This window comes from Qipengyuania profundimaris (assembly GCF_030717945.1).
GTDB classification, from domain to species: Bacteria; Pseudomonadota; Alphaproteobacteria; order Sphingomonadales; family Sphingomonadaceae; genus Qipengyuania; species Qipengyuania profundimaris.
In genome coordinates this window covers 34128-50344 of record NZ_JAVAIM010000002.1, presented here as the reverse complement: position 1 = coordinate 50344, position 16217 = coordinate 34128, and the positions used below count along the sequence as shown (strand labels likewise).

Annotated in this window: 18 protein-coding genes; 10 read left to right on the top strand and 8 right to left on the bottom strand. The window is 62.8% G+C overall.

Going from position 1 to position 16217, the window contains the following annotated elements:
- Positions 1-127: 127 nt before the first annotated feature.
- From Q9K02_RS14330 to Q9K02_RS14320, 3 genes are read left to right on the top strand one after another with little or no spacing between them, the layout of a single operon-like run.
- A complete protein-coding gene (locus tag Q9K02_RS14330; protein ID WP_305933561.1) occupies positions 128-2458 on the top strand; it encodes a putative bifunctional diguanylate cyclase/phosphodiesterase in 2331 nt (776 codons plus the stop codon).
- A 40-nt stretch (positions 2459-2498) separates the two neighbouring features.
- Complete coding sequence (gene gltX / locus Q9K02_RS14325) at positions 2499-3848, top strand: glutamate--tRNA ligase (RefSeq protein ID WP_305933560.1); 1350 nt, start codon at positions 2499-2501, stop codon at positions 3846-3848.
- 14 nt (positions 3849-3862) lie between these two features.
- Positions 3863-5158: an NADH:flavin oxidoreductase/NADH oxidase family protein gene (locus Q9K02_RS14320; RefSeq protein WP_305933559.1), complete on the top strand. Its 1296-nt coding sequence runs from the start codon at positions 3863-3865 to the stop codon at positions 5156-5158.
- Here Q9K02_RS14320 and Q9K02_RS14315 read toward each other — a convergent pair.
- Complete coding sequence (locus Q9K02_RS14315; protein WP_305933558.1) at positions 5130-5885, bottom strand: DUF2306 domain-containing protein; 756 nt, start codon at positions 5883-5885, stop codon at positions 5130-5132. The genes Q9K02_RS14320 and Q9K02_RS14315 overlap by 29 nt on opposite strands.
- 60 nt (positions 5886-5945) lie before the next feature.
- Positions 5946-7430 (bottom strand): pyruvate kinase, encoded by a 1485-nt coding sequence (gene pyk, locus Q9K02_RS14310; RefSeq protein WP_305933557.1) that lies wholly within the window; start codon positions 7428-7430, stop codon positions 5946-5948.
- Between the two features lie 49 nt (positions 7431-7479).
- Here pyk and Q9K02_RS14305 point away from each other — a divergent pair, with 49 nt between their 5' ends.
- A complete protein-coding gene (locus tag Q9K02_RS14305) occupies positions 7480-7803 on the top strand; it encodes a DUF1244 domain-containing protein (RefSeq protein ID WP_305933577.1) in 324 nt (107 codons plus the stop codon).
- A gap of 92 nt (positions 7804-7895) precedes the next feature.
- Positions 7896-8132 carry a DUF2312 domain-containing protein gene (locus tag Q9K02_RS14300; protein WP_305933556.1) on the top strand — a complete coding sequence of 79 codons (237 nt, stop codon included), beginning with the start codon at positions 7896-7898 and terminating at the stop codon, positions 8130-8132.
- Positions 8133-8148: 16 nt separating this feature from the next.
- On the opposite strand, the gene Q9K02_RS14295 is transcribed toward Q9K02_RS14300, so the two are convergent.
- The 3 genes from Q9K02_RS14295 to Q9K02_RS14285 are packed head-to-tail and all read right to left on the bottom strand — an operon-like array spanning position 8149 to position 10903.
- Positions 8149-8784 (bottom strand): TadE/TadG family type IV pilus assembly protein, encoded by a 636-nt coding sequence (locus Q9K02_RS14295; RefSeq protein WP_305933555.1) that lies wholly within the window; start codon positions 8782-8784, stop codon positions 8149-8151.
- On the bottom strand, positions 8781-9416 hold the full coding sequence (locus tag Q9K02_RS14290) for a TadE/TadG family type IV pilus assembly protein (RefSeq protein ID WP_305933554.1): 636 nt from the start codon (positions 9414-9416) through the stop codon (positions 8781-8783). The genes Q9K02_RS14295 and Q9K02_RS14290 overlap by 4 nt, the downstream gene beginning before the upstream one ends.
- On the bottom strand, positions 9413-10903 hold the full coding sequence (locus tag Q9K02_RS14285) for a TadE/TadG family type IV pilus assembly protein (protein WP_305933553.1): 1491 nt from the start codon (positions 10901-10903) through the stop codon (positions 9413-9415). Before Q9K02_RS14285 ends, Q9K02_RS14290 begins: the two co-directional genes overlap by 4 nt.
- A gap of 317 nt (positions 10904-11220) precedes the next feature.
- Here Q9K02_RS14285 and Q9K02_RS14280 point away from each other — a divergent pair, with 317 nt between their 5' ends.
- Positions 11221-11538 carry a heavy metal-binding domain-containing protein gene (locus Q9K02_RS14280; protein ID WP_305933576.1) on the top strand — a complete coding sequence of 106 codons (318 nt, stop codon included), beginning with the start codon at positions 11221-11223 and terminating at the stop codon, positions 11536-11538.
- Between the two features lies 1 nt (position 11539).
- Here the strand turns inward: Q9K02_RS14280 and Q9K02_RS14275 are convergent, their stop codons facing one another.
- Positions 11540-12307: a CPBP family glutamic-type intramembrane protease gene (locus tag Q9K02_RS14275; protein WP_305933552.1), complete on the bottom strand. Its 768-nt coding sequence runs from the start codon at positions 12305-12307 to the stop codon at positions 11540-11542.
- A 75-nt stretch (positions 12308-12382) separates the two neighbouring features.
- Between Q9K02_RS14275 and Q9K02_RS14270 the strand changes: the two genes are divergently transcribed.
- The 3 genes from Q9K02_RS14270 (at position 12383) to Q9K02_RS14260 (ending at position 14249) form a co-directional block, all read left to right on the top strand.
- Positions 12383-13129 (top strand): YebC/PmpR family DNA-binding transcriptional regulator, encoded by a 747-nt coding sequence (locus Q9K02_RS14270; protein ID WP_305933551.1) that lies wholly within the window; start codon positions 12383-12385, stop codon positions 13127-13129.
- Between the two features lie 285 nt (positions 13130-13414).
- Entirely contained in the window at positions 13415-13888 is a 474-nt protein-coding gene (ruvC, locus tag Q9K02_RS14265) for a crossover junction endodeoxyribonuclease RuvC (RefSeq protein WP_305933550.1), read from the top strand.
- A 16-nt stretch (positions 13889-13904) separates the two neighbouring features.
- Positions 13905-14249, top strand: coding sequence for an ArsC family reductase (locus Q9K02_RS14260; RefSeq protein ID WP_305933549.1), 345 nt, complete (start codon positions 13905-13907; stop codon positions 14247-14249).
- Here the strand turns inward: Q9K02_RS14260 and Q9K02_RS14255 are convergent.
- A complete protein-coding gene (locus tag Q9K02_RS14255; RefSeq protein ID WP_305933548.1) occupies positions 14243-14410 on the bottom strand; it encodes a hypothetical protein in 168 nt (55 codons plus the stop codon). The genes Q9K02_RS14260 and Q9K02_RS14255 overlap by 7 nt on opposite strands.
- On the opposite strand from Q9K02_RS14255, the gene Q9K02_RS14250 reads away from it, so the two are divergent.
- Positions 14409-15476, top strand: a complete 1068-nt coding sequence (locus tag Q9K02_RS14250; protein ID WP_422785454.1) for a glycerophosphodiester phosphodiesterase family protein — start codon at positions 14409-14411, stop codon at positions 15474-15476. The genes Q9K02_RS14255 and Q9K02_RS14250 overlap by 2 nt on opposite strands.
- Here Q9K02_RS14250 and ubiG read toward each other — a convergent pair.
- Positions 15445-16215 (bottom strand): bifunctional 2-polyprenyl-6-hydroxyphenol methylase/3-demethylubiquinol 3-O-methyltransferase UbiG, encoded by a 771-nt coding sequence (gene ubiG / locus Q9K02_RS14245; RefSeq protein WP_305933547.1) that lies wholly within the window; start codon positions 16213-16215, stop codon positions 15445-15447. The two genes, Q9K02_RS14250 and ubiG, sit on opposite strands and share 32 nt — an antisense overlap.
- Positions 16216-16217 lie beyond the last annotated feature (2 nt).

Below are 16217 nucleotides of genomic sequence, written 5' to 3'. Positions count from 1 at the left end.
TGCCGCAAACGGCCTTTTCGGGTGAGTGTGGAGAAGCTGTTGGAATCGGTGGAAAACTGGCGCATAGTGTCTCGACTACATGGGAAGCGAGACGTCCGGGGGCAGGAGTGGCGCGCTTGACAGGCCGATGACATATTCGGGCAAGACCCTTGTGCAGGCGCTGAGCCTGCGCTGGCGGCTGGCGGATGCGCGCAGCGGCGCGGCCATCTTGCTGGTGCCGTCCTTCTTCGCCGTTTTCGTCATCGCCTTCATATTTTCCGACGACGTCTCGCCGATATCTCTGGTCGCCTGGGCGGCGGTTCAGTTCCTGTTCGTCGGTCTGCTCGCAGCGCTCTTCGTCCGGATGCAACTCGACGAGGCGCCGCTCGCGCGATTGCAGCGTCGATGGAGGCTGATCCAGTTCACGCAGGGCCTGATCACGGCCGGCTGGATGGCGATCTTCCCCTACCTTACGCCGGTCGCGGGCCCCCGCGAGATGTCGGTTCTCGGGATCATCGCGACTGCGGTCTATTGCGCGACACTGATCGTTCACCGCGGCAGCCCCCGCGCGGCAACGTTTCACATTCTCGCCCTGTCCGGCGCATTCGGCTGGTGTGCTTTCCTCGTCGCCGGATGGAGAAGCTGGCCGACCTTCCTGCTGATCGGCACCTTCGGCGCCGTGCTGCTCGCGGCGGTCTGGCTATACGAGCGCAACTTCAAGCGATCGGTCCGCTCCGAGATCGATCGGCGCGAGGCCGAAGAAACCGTGCGCATGCTGCTCAACGACTATCAGGAGCACACGACCGACTGGCTGTGGACCGTCGGGCCCAACGGCAATTTGCGCGATGTCGGCCCGCGTCTCGCCGCAGCCTTCGGCAGCAATATCGACGCGCTCGAAGGCACTCCCTTGGCTGCATATTTCGACGAGACCGACAATCGCCAACAATTGATCGATTATCTGACCGCAGGCGAACCTTTCCGCGACCTTCTCGTCCAGATCAGGGTCGAGGGTGCAAGGCGCTTCTGGCGGCTCTCCGCCCATCCGCGTCAGGATGGCCGGATGAGCGGCGTGGCTCGCGACGTTACCGACAGCCGGCGAGCGGAAGAGCAGATCGCCTATATGGCGCATTTCGACAGTCTGACCGGCCTCGCCAATCGCCACCAGTTCGACGAGCGGTTGCGCAATGCACTGAGGGCCAAACCCTCCCGCAGCCGCAATCTGGCGCTGTTCTACCTCGATTTGGACGATTTCAAGTCGATCAACGATACGCGCGGACACCTCACCGGCGACAAGGTTCTACGTCAGGTAGCCGCACGCCTCGGCGAAGAGGTGCGTCCATCGGACATCGTGGCGCGGCTGGGCGGGGACGAGTTCGCCATCCTGCTCGAAAGCCGGGCGGGCGTGGGCATGCTCATCGAACGCGCGCACCGTTTCCTTTCCGCCGTGCGGGAGCCGCTGGAAGTCGACGGTCACCTCTATCGCCTGTCGACCAGCATCGGCGTCGCGCGTTGCAGCGAGAGTGAGTGCGACGCGCAGGAACTCATGAGGCGGGCGGACCTCGCCCTGTTCGCAGCTAAGCGCAAGGGACGCGACACACTAGCGCTGTACGAGCCCGCTATGGATCGCGAAGCGAGAGAGCGGCGCGATCTCGAAAGCGATTTGCGCGAGGCGCTCTCGCGTGGCGAGCTGCGCGTCCATTACCAGCCGGTGATCGATCTCGATACCGCGGAGACCACCGGATACGAGGCGCTGCTGCGCTGGCATCACCCGCATCGCGGCCTGATCGGGCCCAACGAATTTCTCGACCTCGCGGAAACGACCGGGCTGATCCTCCCGATCGGCGAATGGGTGATCCGCCAAGCCCTCGCCGAAACCGCGCCATGGACGGGCGATTTCCGCATCGCGATCAATCTTTCGCCGACACAGGTGCGCAGCCCGCAGCTCGTGTCCCAGGTTGCCCAGGCGATCCACGCCAGCGGTATCGATCCCGGGCGCATCGAATTCGAGATTACCGAGCATGTGCTGATGCAGGAAGGCAAGCGCGTCCCGGAAACGCTTGCGCGTCTGCGCGAGCTCGGCACACGGATCGCTCTGGACGATTTCGGCACCGGATACAGCTCACTCAGCTACCTGCGTCGGTTCCCATTCGATCGCATCAAGATCGATCGCAAGTTCGTGGAGCATGTCGTCGAGGACAACGATAGCCAGGCCATCGTTTCCAGCATCACCCGCCTTGCCGATGCGCTCGGTATGTCGAGCACGGCGGAAGGCATCGAAACGCGAGAGCAGCTCGACCTGCTGCGCAAGCTGGGCTGCCAGGAAGCGCAGGGTTTCCTGATCTGCAAGCCGGCTCCAGCGGAAACCTTCGCGACGCCCGAAGCGGTGGAAGCGGCGCTGACCGATCACGGCCCGGATGTGGTCGATTATCGCAAGGCGCGCGAGGCGGTGCTGCGCAAGCGCGAAGGCCGCGTCGCCTGACCTCTCGTAAAGCCCGCCAGCCTCGGCTATCGGCTCGGTCATGACCATTACATCCCGTTTCGCGCCGTCGCCGACCGGCCGCCTGCATGTCGGCAATATCCGCACCGCGCTGCACAACCGGATGCTGGCGAAGAAGGCGGGTGGCAAATTCCTGCTGCGGATCGACGACACCGATGCGGAGCGCAGCCGCGAGGAATATGTCGACACGATCCGCGCCGACCTTGCGTGGCTCGGTCTTGAACCGGATGGCGAGGAGCGGCAGTCGCAGCGGCTCGCGATATACGAAGCGGCGTTCGAGGCGCTGAAGGATGCGGGGCGCGTCTATCCCGCCTATGAGACCGCGCAGGAACTGGAACTGAAGCGCAAGGTCCAGCTCGGCCGCGGACTGCCGCCGATCTACGATCGCACCGCGCTGGCGATGAGCGATGCGGAGCGGTCGGCGAAGGAGGCGAAGGGCGCGGTACCGCACTGGCGCTTCAAGCTCGACCATGATCAGCCCATCGCGTGGGACGATGGCGTACGTGGCGCACAGAAATTCGATCCTGCGCAGCTGTCCGATCCGGTTATCCGGCGCGCGGACGGCAGCTGGCTCTACATGCTGCCGAGCGCGGTCGACGATCTCGATATGGGCGTCACGGATGTGCTGCGGGGCGAAGACCATGTCAGCAATACTGCCGTGCAAATACAGATGTTTACCGCACTAATTGCTGCGCAATACCCGACGCAGCAAATGCCGCGGTTCGCGCATGAGGCATTGCTGATCGGACGCGAAGGCAAGCTGTCCAAACGGCTTGGCTCGCTCGGCTGCGATGCCTTTCGCGAGCAGGGCATCGAGCCGCAGGCGGTGATCGCGCTGCTGGCCCGGCTCGGCACATCGCTCCCGGTCGAACCGATCGCGGATCGGCAGGTGCTGCTGGAGACATTCGACCTTTCGACCTTCGGCCGTGCCCCGGCGCGTTTCGACGATGCGGAGCTGGAGCGGATCAATGCGGCTCTGGTACACCAGCTCGACTTTGCCGAAGTCGCGCATCGCCTGCCCGAGGGAATGGACGAAGCGGGCTGGCATGCCATTCGGCCGAATCTCTCGCATGTCGGCGAAGCGTCGGAATGGTGGCGCCTGGTGACCGGCCCGATCGACTCGCCGGAATTCTCGGATGAGGATCGCCTCTACCTAGGCGAGGCCGCAAAGGCGCTGAGCTGGAGCGAGGACCCGTGGCAGGACTTGATTGCCGCGCTCAAGGAGCGGACCGGGCGCAAGGGCAAGCAGCTGTTCCTGCCGTTGCGGCAGGCATTGACGGGGATGGACCACGGCCCCGATATGGGCGAGCTTCTGCCGCTGATCGGCGAGGAGCGCGCGCGAGAGCGGCTGGACGCGGCCGCCGCGCTGTAACAGGGGAGACCGGCATGGCACCGACACTGGCTTCGCAGCTCGAACTGCCTTGCGGGGCAGTGCTGCCAAACCGCATCGCCAAGGCGGCGATGACCGAAGGCATGGCGACGCCCGATGGCCGCCCGACTCGAGAACTGGAGCGCCTCTACGGCATCTGGTCCGATGGCGGCGCGGGCATGCTTCTGTCCGGCAACATCATCGTCGACCGGGACCATCTGGAACGCCCCGGCAATGTCGTGATCGAGCGTGAGCCCGACGCGGACATGAAGGCTCAGCTCGCCAGTTGGGCCAAGGCCGCGACGCGAGGCGGCAACCATTTCTGGGCGCAGGTCAGCCATGGCGGGCGGCAGACCCAAAGGCTGGTGAACCCGCATCCCAAGTCGTCGTCCGACGTGCAACTCGCGCTGCCCGGCGGCCAGTTCGGCAAGCCGCAGCCGCTGACGAAAAACGAGATCGCCGACCTCGTGGACCGCTGGGCTATTGCCGCGCGCGCTTGTCAGGAAGCGGGTTTCACCGGCGTCCAGGTGCATGGCGCCCATGGCTATTTGATCTCGCAATTTCTCTCGCCGCGCGTGAACTTGCGGACCGATGAGTATGGCGGGAGCCTCGAAAATCGCGCGCGTTTCCTACTCCAAATCGTGGAGGCGGTTCGCGCCGCAGTCGGCCCAAGCTTCCCCATCTCGGTCAAACTCAACAGCGCCGATTTCCAGAAGGGCGGCTTCGATTTCGGCGACAGCCTGCAAGTCGTCCAATGGCTCGAAGCGGCTTCGGTCGATCTGATCGAGATTTCCGGCGGCACCTACGAACAGCCCAAGCTGCTCGGTGTTGCAGGGCAGGAAGCCGAGGAACCGCAAAACATCGCCCCCTCCACCGCTTCGCGTGAGGCCTATTTCGTCGATTTCGCCAAAGCGATGCAGGCGGAGGTCTCGGTCCCCCTGATGGTCACCGGCGGCTTCCGCACCCGCGCGGCGATGGAGCAGGCGCTGGAAAGCGGTGCGGCGGATGTCATCGGGCTCGGCCGACCCATGTGCCTCGACACCCAAGCCCCGGCCCAGCTCCTGGCAGGCGCTGGCCAGCTTGCCCGCTACGAAGACAATCTCGACCTGCTGCCGGGCTGGCTCGGCTTCCTCAGGCGCTTTCAGGCAATGAAGGCGATCAACGGCTTTGCCGGGATTTACTGGTTCTACGAGCAGCTTTGGTTGCTCGGCCACGAGGGGCGCGTCGATCACGATCTTTCGGTATTCAAGGCGTTCCGCATCGTCGATGCCCGAAACAAGCGGATCATGAAAGCGCGGCAGCGCCTCGGCTAAGTGGCCGGTCCATTCGGCGCGCCTTGGGTCCGAAGAGAACCAGTATTGCGAGGACGACCAGATAGGGACCGAAGGTCACGGTTTCCTGATTGATCCCCAGCACGTCGCGCATCTCGTTGACCGGATTGCGTACTGTCAGCAACAAGACCCACGCGATACGCGAGACATGCCGCCTTATGCGGTGCTGTTCGCGATATTCGCCCGAACGCAGCAGAAAATTGAGATCAAGCGCGACGAGGATCAGCAGCGGGCCACCGACCCCCAGCGGTGCGACGAGCGGTATATTGCCCGCCAACACCTGGCGTGATGCCAGCAGGCTGAATCCGAGCAGTGCGATCAGCCCAAGCCCGAACAGCACCCATTCCGCGCGCAGGACACGCGAACTCCTCTGACGCGTGGCCAAGTAGGCACCCCCGCCGGCATAGAGTGCGAGCGCTGCATTGACGATGATCGGTCCGGGAAAATTGGCGGTTATGGTCAGCAGCGCAGTCAGCGCCGCGATCCCCATGCCAAGCAGGTAGAATTTGCCCGCGGTGCGGTGGATCGTACTGCCCTTGATCGCGTAGAGTGCGACGAGCGCAGCAAGAACTGCAATCGTGCCGAGCGCAATGTGGCTGTAATAGGTAAAGAAATGGTGCGGTGACGGATCGAGCAGATCGAATTCCGCCGGTGGCTGCGGAAAATTGCGGAACAGGCTCGGTGCGGATGCGGCAATGGCAGAAAGCATAGGCCCACCTCCCGGATAGCACGATACTGCAACTTCGCGATCCCGCCAATGCCGGAATCCTCAGCCGCCGTGCTTGTCGAGCTCGTCGCCGCTGACGTTCACGACATGCATCAGGTTGGTCGAACCCGGTGTGCCGAAGGGGACGCCGGCCAACGCAATAAGCTTGCTGCCCGCCTGGCCGAAGCCGTGGCGTAGCGCCATGCGCTTGCCCTTGGCGATCATTTCCTCAAAGCTGCCGATGTCCTTTGTGGCCACAGCATGAGCGCCCCATAGCAGGCCGAGGCGGCGGGCGGTCTTCATGCTCGGCGTCAGGACCAACATCGGCACGCTCGGCCGCTCGCGCGCGACGCGGCGGGCGGTCGAGCCTGACCCGGTGAACACCGTGATGGCGCTGATCGAGACGGTGTCCGCCACCGTCATGCAGGAATGGGCCAGCGCATCGGCGGTGGTCGCATCGGGTGGCGTGTCGAGGAAGCGGACGCGGTCGAGATAGCTTTCGTCGCCTTCGACCTGGCGTGCGATGCGGTGCATGATGGTGACGGCTTCTTCCGGCCAGTCGCCCGCCGCAGTTTCGGCGGACAACATCACGCAATCGGCCCCGTCATAGACCGCATTGGCTACGTCCGAAACTTCGGCGCGGGTCGGGGCGGGGCTTTCGATCATGCTTTCCAGCATCTGCGTCGCCACGATCACCGGCTTGCCCTTGAGACGCGTCGCGTTGACGATCCGCTTCTGCAGCGGCGGGACTTCCTGCGGCTCCAGCTCCACGCCAAGGTCGCCGCGCGCGACCATGATGCCGTCGCTCATCTCGATGATTTCGTCGAGCCGGCGAACCGCCATCGGCTTTTCGATCTTGGCGCAGAGCGAACCGCGCCCGCCCATCAGCTTGCGCGCCTCGGCAAGGTCTTCAGGGCGTTGCACGAAAGACAGGCCGATCCAGTCGACGCCCTGCTGGATTGCAAAGGCGAGGTCCTTGCGGTCTTTCTCGGTCAGCGCGGGGATCGGGATCTCGGCGTCCGGCACGTTCACACCCTTGCGGTCGGAAATGACCCCGCCGACTTCGGCCGAGCACTTGATCGCGTTTTCGTCGGCGCTGATGACCTTGAGGCGGATCTTGCCGTCGTTGATCAGCAGGCGCTGGCCCTTTTCGAGCAGGCCAAACAATTCGGGGTGGGGCAGCTGAACCCGGGTTTCGTCACCCGGCGTCGGATCGCGATCGAGCGTGAAATGGCCGGAATGGCGTATGACTGCTTCGCCGTTCTTGAACTTGCCGACGCGCAGCTTCGGGCCCTGCAGATCGGCTAGGATCGCGATCGGGCGCATAAACTTTTTCTCGAGGTCGCGGATCGCCTTGATCGTGTCGGCGTGGTCCTCATGCTCGCCATGGCTCATATTGACGCGGAAGGCATCCACGCCGGCCTTGAACAGGCGGGCGAGCATTTCCGGAGAGCGGCTGGCCGGGCCAACGGTGGCGAGGATCTTGACCTTGCGGCCGCGCGGATCGAGCTTCGGCGCGCCGGAGCGCGAGGACGGGGTCTTTGCCATGGCCGATGGCTATGGCACAGGCAGGCTGCAACTCAAGGACAAGTGCTTCATGGATACGAATACAGACCCGCTCGATACTCTCGACGATGCCGTGGCGGCGCAGGCTTTCCGGCGGCTCGTGCGCCATCTGCGCCATCGCCACGACGCTCAGAATATCGATCTCATGGGCCTCTCGGGTTTCTGCCGCAATTGCCTGGCCGACTGGATCCGCGATGCCGGATACGCAGGCGACAAGGCGGCTGCGCGCGAGCTGATCCACGGCATGCCGCAGAAGGAGTGGAAGGCCACCCGGCAGTCTCCCGCGACCGAAGAGCAGCTCGCACGGATGCAGGCCAGCGTCGCGAAAAATGCACAGGGTCACGCACAGGAATAGGGATTCGCACCCTTCACCCGCAGGGCATCGCTGGCTATCGCACCCGCCACGCGCCCCTGTGGCGATTCTCATATCACTGGAGCTGACTGACCATGGCCGAAGCCACCGACGACCGCCTGCGCCTTCTGATCGAGCGCATCGAACGCCTCGAAGAAGAGAAGAAGGGCATCGCCGACGACATTCGCGACGTCTATGCGGAAGCCAAGGCCGTCGGCTACGACACCAAAATCATGCGCCAGGTCATCCGCCTCAGGAAGATGAAGCCCGACGAACGCAGCGAGCAGGAAACGATCCTCGACACTTACAAGGCCGCGCTCGGCATGGCCTGAGCGCGCCACGCGCCGATCAGCAGGACATGACCGCCAGGTTCTGGGTGTTCGAGATCATGCGGTTGCTGGAATCGCGAACGTTGAACGCGGTTTCGTATCGGATGGTGCGCTCCTTGATGAATCCGTTCAAGAACAGCGGTGTGTGCTTGTAGGATACCTCGGCAAACATCACTGCATTGCCGTTTTGCGATTTGATCCGCCGTCCCGGAGGGCCGAGGCCATCCTTGAGCGTAGCATCATTCTTACCCTTGCCCTGCTTGCCGTATTTGGGCGCAACGTTAAGATCGCCCCAGCAGCGCTGCCATTCGATCTTCTGGCCTTTGGCCCCACCCTTGCCGCCATTGTCCTGCAAAGAAGAGATCACGACCCTGCCGTCAGGCTCGAAATCGATCGAGCTGCCCAGCACGCCCGCGCCGGCGAAAATCTCGTAAATATTCGCTTCATCCATCCCGCTGGTGACGCGACCGGCATTGTCCGACACGGTGTTGGCGATCTCGCTCACGCGCATGTGCGTGATCGCGAGATTGGCGAGCTCCAGTCCGCCGATGGTCAATACGGCCATAACCGGCGCGACCATCGCGAATTCGACCATCGCGACCCCGTCTTCGGAGCGCATGAGGCGACGTCTCAGATTGGCGAGGCTCGGTTTCATGTACCATCTCCGCATAGAACGGGCGGTGTTGCCTGGTTTGCATAGGGTTGGTTGCGGACCGCGGTTTCGACGGTGAAGTCGATCGTATCCGAGAAGCCGATCAGCTCCGGTGTCGGTAGCAGTCGCGGATGCTGCACGCGGACGGAGTAGAAGGTGACATCGTTTGCACCGCCCACGCCGACGCGCCCGGAGTCGAGATCGTAGGCGCCGTTTTCGTTGAGGTCCTCCCAGCAATCGCCATCGGCATTGTCGAATTGACCGTCACCATCGACATCGGTCACTAGCCGTTCCGGATTGCCGATCCCGTTGAAGTCGAAGAAGTTCTTCTGAGAGATCGTGTAGGTCGCTTTGGGCGCGACGATATCGATCTGTGTCTTGAGCGTGTTCTCGATCCGCTCCTCGAGCGACGCACCGGAGGCGATGAAGACCGGTTCCTCCACCGACGCCCGACGGCTGACATCGTCCAGCGCGCCCTGGGTCACGCCGCGCATATAGAACTGATGGCCGATATCCATCGCCCCCATGAGCATGATGAAGAACGGAATGGCCAGCAGGCCGAACTCGACTGCAGTTACGCCGCTTTCGTCGTGGCGCAAGGATCGGATGTTCGATTTGAGTGAAGCGAGCATCATTCCGTGAGCCTCAGATTGCCGATACCGCGCCCGATCGACTCGAAGACTTCTTCGAGATCGCTTCCATCGCTTGTGTGAAAATGGGAATCGCTGGTGGCACATTTCTTGACGCTGTTCACGTCGGTGACGTCGAGCGCGATGACCCACACAGTTACCTTCATCGATTTAGCCAGCGTGCAGATCGACTCGAAACGCTTGATGTGCTTTTCAGTCTGCGTTCCGCTGCCCTGCATCCGGTCCGTCAGCCAGTCGACGCCGTAGGCGGAGTAGAGCGATGGGCCGGTGTCTAGTTTGCCATCGGTCATGAAAACGATGTGCTGGTTTACCGGATACTGGCCACGTTTTTCGGGGTTGTCGGACGCGAAGAAGCCGTTTCGCGACACGAACCGCAGGCCCCACAGCATGCCGATATCGTGATAGGTACCACCGGTCACGCGGGCCGTCGCCGCGCTCACGGCATTGTTGAAAGCCGTTTCGTTGTCATACTCCCGCAAGGTCGTAGCTTCGGACGGACAGCCGTCTTGGGTGTGACCGTTCTGCACGCCCGGATCGTAGCGACCGAATTGTTTGGCAGAATCATTGCCGTTTGCGGGGGTGCCGTCGACATCCTGCAAAGTTACAGTGTCGGAGTATTCGATAGGGTTCGTATCGTAACCGTCGGACGCCCGCTCCTCGATGCACGCGTTTCCGCTGGTGCGGAAGCCTTGTCGGTTGCCCCCAGAGTTGCCGCCGCCATTACCAATGTTCCAGCTCGACTGATTAATGTGGACGGTCTTCAGGCCGTTGTTCGCGAAATAGGTTCGTCCGCGAGACTGGTAGAAATAGCCGTCGACATATTGCTGTTCGACCAAGATATCGCGGTTTTGCAGCGAACGACCGACGTTCACCGTGTGCGAGTATGGCACGATGCCATAGCGCGTGGTCGAGCCATCGTTGGTGTCGAGTGCGCGAAACAGGCCCGAGGCGCCCGTCCTGAGCTTGGAAATCTTGGAGCCACCCCCGGTAGAAGGCGCGTCGTTCATCGATCCGGTTACATCGAGCACCATCACGATATCGTTATGGCCAAGGTCCTTTTTGGCGTTGCAGGTGACCGCAACCGAGATTTCGGAGAAGCCGAACACTCGCATCAGCGAGGTGGGGATATCGGCCGAGGCCGTTCCCTTTAGCTCGGACACCGCAGAGCTGTTCTGCACAACGTCGAATTTCAGCTTCTTGGCGTTGTAGAGTCCCGCAGGATAGTTGAAATCGAAGAACTCCTTGGCCTGACCCTTTTCGGAAGAACCGAACTGGATGCCGGACATAGACTGTCGACCAGCGAGAACCCCGGCGTCGCAGGCCTTTTGCAGTTTGGAGCGCGCCATGTAAGCGATACTGATGTCCATCGCGCCGCCGACGAGACCGATCAAAGGGAAAATGCCCATGGCGAAAAGCGGCAACACATTGCCCCCTTCATCATTGACGAGCCTTCGCAGGAACTGACGGCACATAAAAATTCCCCTGTTTATTACCTAGGGGATACCGCCAAGCTCATAGTAATTCGGTGACGAGCATGGTTAAGGAGAGTAAGAAGAATATCGTAAACGCAAGATTTAGATTCACGCTATTTCGGTCGAAAGAGTCGGACGTTCATCGTTCTGGCGGGATCTTGTTTCACAGCCTTATTCACTCTCTCCGTTCGCATCGCCATCGTGCACCGACCACAGACGATTCGCTGTTTATCTTGATTTCTCCTGAAGGTGAGTTAGGTAAACAATACACGCACTAGGAGAGAGACATGCCCCCACACTGGAACGACGCGCGCGGCGTGACCGTGACGACTACGCCGACGATCGAAGGCCAGCCGATCCGGGAGTATCTCGGCATCGTCACCGGCGAAGTGATCGTCGGGGCCAACCTCTTTCGCGACCTGTTCGCCAATATCCGCGACATCGTCGGCGGGCGCTCGGGCAGCTACGAACGCATCCTAGCCGATGCGCGCGAGCAGGCGATCCAGGAATTGCAGGCGGAAGCGGCCAGCCGGGGCGGCAATGGCGTGGTCGGCATCGACCTCGATTACGAGGTGATCGGCGACACCGGCTCCATGCTGATGGTCAGTGCCAGCGGCACGGCGGTGAAGGTCTGAGCTAGCCCGCAGCCTGCCCTGCAAGCAGCACGAGGCCGATGAAGGTGCCGTTGTGGAGCGTGTGCAGCAGGATGCTCGCCCACAGCCCGTAATTCACGCGGATGTAGCCCAAGATCGCGCCGGTCGCGAATTGGGGCAGGACGAGGGGCAGCGCCATGACCATTTGGTCTGCCGGGAAATTGAAGATGTGGATCAGCGAAAAGGCGAGCGTGCTGAGCCAAAAGAACAGCGGGAAGAGCCGCTGGAACCAGCCCATCGCGTCGCGCTTGCGCAAGGCGTAGATCGTTATCAGCGCGACTACGACGGCGACCGATACTCCGATCAAGGCCCCGAGCCAGATTTCTCCTAAACCTCCTCCTCCCGCAAATGCCGACGTGACAGTCACCGCGACCAGAGCGGCCGGTATTGCAAGAACGATCGCGAGAACATGTCCCGGCCGTCCGGATAGCCAGCCGCGGAACGCAATCTCTTCTGTAAGGGGCGCGACTACGACTGCAGCAAACACGAGGCCGCCAGTCATCTCCATCCCGGCGATGGCCGTCTCTGGTAGCTCCGTCCCCGCAGCCATCACGATCCCGGCAATCGCCAGCAGCGCCAGCATGATCGCGAAATCGAGCAGCAGCAGCCGCAATGTCGCCAAGAGGCTGGCCATCCGCGGCATCGGCGCGCGCGGGGGTAGCGTCGGTCGCTTGAGAAAGCGACCGAACTGGCGCCATTCGCCCATGATGGAACCGGCGGGCGCGATCGCGCCGCTTGCACTTGTGGTCACTGCGTCCATGCGGCTAAGGCTGCCCCCTGATTCCACCGAGGTGGTTCCCACCACAGCATTGCAAAAAGCGACACCATGGCAGGCCATTCCAAATTCAAGAACATCATGCATCGCAAGGGCGCGCAGGACAAGAAGCGCAGTGCGATGTTCTCCAAACTGTCCCGTGAAATCACCGTGGCGGCCAAGATGGGCATGCCCGATCCGGACATGAACCCGCGCCTCCGGCTGGCGGTCAATGCGGCGAAATCGCAATCCATGCCCAAGGACAACATCCAGCGCGCGATCGACAAGGCGAGCGCGCAGGATGGCGAGAATTACGAGGAAGTGCGCTACGAAGGCTACGGCCCCGGCGGCAGCGCGATCATCGTCGAAGCGCTGACCGACAACCGCAACCGCACGGCCACCAGCATCCGCACCGCCTTCAGCAAGAACGGCGGCAATCTCGGCACGGAAGGCAGCGTGGCGCACGGGTTCGAGCGGCTCGGCCTGATCATCTATCCCGCGGACGCGGGCAGCGAGGATACGGTGCTGGAAGCCGCGATGGAAGCCGGCGCCGAGGATATCGCCTCGACCGACGACGGCCATGAGATCTGGACCGCGGCGGAAGATCTGCATCAGGTGTCCAGCGACCTCGAAAAGGCGCTGGGCGAGGCGGAGACCGTCAAGCTGGCGTGGAAGCCCAACCTCACCGTCGACATGGACGAGAAGAACGCCGCGACGCTTCTCAAGCTGATCGACACGCTCGACGATGACGACGACGTGCAGACCGTCTGGGGCAATTACGACATCTCCGACGAGGTGATGGACAAGCTGGAGGGGTAAGAAGTTTGCTGGGTGCGCCTTCGACATCCGTCTAAGGCTTGCGGCTGTTCCGTCCCGCGCCCCCACCCGACCACCCACGGTACTATACTAATTGGGTGGCCGGGTGGGGGCGCGGGACGGAACAGCAAGGTTGGGACGGATGTCCCGACCGCACCCAACAAAAACCTGTCCCGGAGACAACCATGCGCGACTGGGCCATCGCCGGAGTTTTGGGAGCCTGCTTCCTGCTGGCGATCGCGTGGCGGCTCGGCTGGCTGATCGGGCTGTCGTGAGCGAGTGCGGCGCATGATTATTCTCGGTCTCGACCCTTCGCTCAGCTGCACTGGCTGGGGCGTGATCCGCGCGGAGGGTTCCCGCATCGCCCATCTCGCGAATGGTCAGGTGCCAACCGACGCCAAAGCTCCAATCGCCGAGCGACTGGCGGCGTTGCAGGCCGCGCTGGCCGAAGTCATTGTCGCACATCGCCCAGACCGGGCGGCGGCGGAGGAGATTTTCGTCAACAAGAACCCGCAATCGACGCTGAAGCTGGCGCAGGCGCGCGGCGCGGTGCTGGCGGCGTGTGGCGTGGCTGGCCTGACCGTGAACGAACACGCGGCGCGGCTGGTGAAGAAGGCAGTCGTCGGCACGGGCGGGGCTGACAAGACGCAGGTTCAAGCGATGCTGAAGGTCTTGCTGCCGGGCGCGCAGATCGCAGGCGCGGACGCAGCCGATGCTTTGGCCGTGGCGATCGCGGATGCGCATCTCGTTCAACGTTTCTGATGGAGCACGCAACACCATGATCCACCTCTACGGCATTCCCAATTGCGACACGGTCAAGAAGGCGCGCAAATGGCTCGATGCGCAAGGGTTCGACTACACGTTCCACGACTACAAGAAGGAAGGTGCCGCTCCCGAGAAGCTGGCTGCATGGATCGAGGCGAAGGGCGTCGACTCCATATTGAACCGGCGCGGCACGACCTGGCGCAAACTGTCGGAAGCGGAGAAAGCCGATGTGGATGGGGCCAAGGCTGTCACATTGTTGCAAGCGAACCCGAGCATAATCAAGCGGCCGGTGGTCGAACACCCCGGTGGCCTGCTGGTCGGGTTTTCGGAAAGCGAGTGGGCGGCGGCGCTTCAGTAACCGCTATCGGCGCCCCAGCCGTCGTGCGAATTGCCCGTGAACCCGCGCGCATTCTCGTTCGAGGCGCTGGTCACCATGCGTTTCACCGAAGACAGGTCTTCACCCGATCCGTACACCAGGCCAAGGACGACGATCGTCGCAAGGAGGAGTTTCTTGATCATGATGCGGCAGATTGCAGGGACGCTCGTTAAGTCCCTTTTAACGTTCATCCTTGCTGGCGCGGCAACCATAAGTTCGGCGCAGGACGGCGACATGCTGGTCATCGCCCATCGCGGCGCGAGCGGCGAGCGGCCCGAGCATACGCTGGCGGCCTATGAACGCGCGATCGATCAGGGCGCCGACTATATCGAGCCGGACCTCGTGGCGACGAAGGACCTGGTGCTGGTTGCGCGGCACGAAAACGAATTGTCGGAGACGACCGACGTGGCCGCACGCGAAGAGTTCGAGGATCGCCAGCGGTCCAAGACGATCGACGGGCGGCTAGTGACCGGCTGGTTCGCGGAGGACTTCACCCTAGCCGAACTGCGCACCCTGCGCGCGAAAGAGCGCATCCCTGCGATCCGACCGGCCAATGCCCGCTACGATGGCCTCTATACGATCCCGACCCTTGCCGAAATCGTGCAACTGGTGCGCGCCAAGGAAGCGGAGAGCGGAAGGCGCATCGGCCTTTATCCCGAACTCAAGCATCCGACCTTCCTGTTGCAGGAGGCAGGGATAGACATGGTCGATCTGCTGGTCACGCAGCTACGCACGCTCGATCTCGACGATGCGGAGGACCTTGTCTTCGTACAGAGCTTCGAAGTCGGCCCCCTGCGCCGCCTCGACAGCATGATCGAGGTGCCGCTCGTCCAGCTGGTGAAGGCCGAGGGCGGGCCGGCCGACATTCCGGCGACGAGTTATGACGAGATGCTGAGCCCCACCGGTCTGGCCGACATCGCCAGCTATGCCGACGCGATCGGAGCGGATTTGCAGTTGATCTTCGGGCCGGAGGGTATTCCGTCCGGACTGGTCGGCGAGGCGCAGCAGGCCGGGCTGCAGGTTCATGTGTGGACGCTGCGCAAGGAGAATGCCTACCTGCCGCCCGTCCTGCAGCGCGGCGATGCCCCGGGTGCGACAGGCAATGTGCCCGGCATGGTCAACCTGCTCAAGGTGCAGGGCGTCGACGGCGTGTTCACCGACGATCCTGGCATGGTCGTCAGCGCGCTCGCGCAGTTACGAGGTAATTGAGCGAGAGATCGTCCGACAGGTGCAGGCCTTTGCTGGGCGAGAACGCGATCCCCGTAGGCTCGCCCATGTCGAGACCGGCTTCGTCCAGCAGCTCGCCAAGTTCCTCCGGGGTGACAAAATCGTCCCAATGATGCGTGCCGCGGGGGATCAGGCCGAAGGTCTCGGCCGCGCCGACCATCAGCAGCCGCGATTGCGGCGTCCGGTTCGGAGTGGACAGCGCCAGCAACCCTCCGGGTGCGAGGCGCGCGGCGAGGGCGGCGATAAAGGCGCGCTTGTCGGCGACATGTTCGATCACTTCCATCGCAGTGACCAGGTCGAAAGCCCCGATGTCGATCGTGCCGATCTCCCCCGCCATATAGCGGATGTCTAGCCCGGCGCTCTCGGCGTGGATCGCTGCCGCCGTGACATTTTCGGGTGCGGCGTCCACCCCCGTGACATCCGCGCCTAGCCGCGCCAGCGGTTCGCACAGCAGCCCGGCGCCGCAACCGACATCGAGCGCACTTTTGCCCGCCAGCGGCTTGCGCGCCTCGATGTCGTTCGCCCAATGCAGGTCGATCGCGTCGCGCAGGAATTTCAGCCGGACCGGATTGAGCCGATGCAGCATGGCCGAGGAGCCTTTCGGGTCCCACCAGTCCTTCGCCAGCCTGCCGAAGTGCGCCGCTTCGTCGGGGCGGATCGTCTTGCCCGACATTGTGCCTGCCGAAGTTTTGCTACGCGCTTGCGTGGTTGCATCGCTCATGC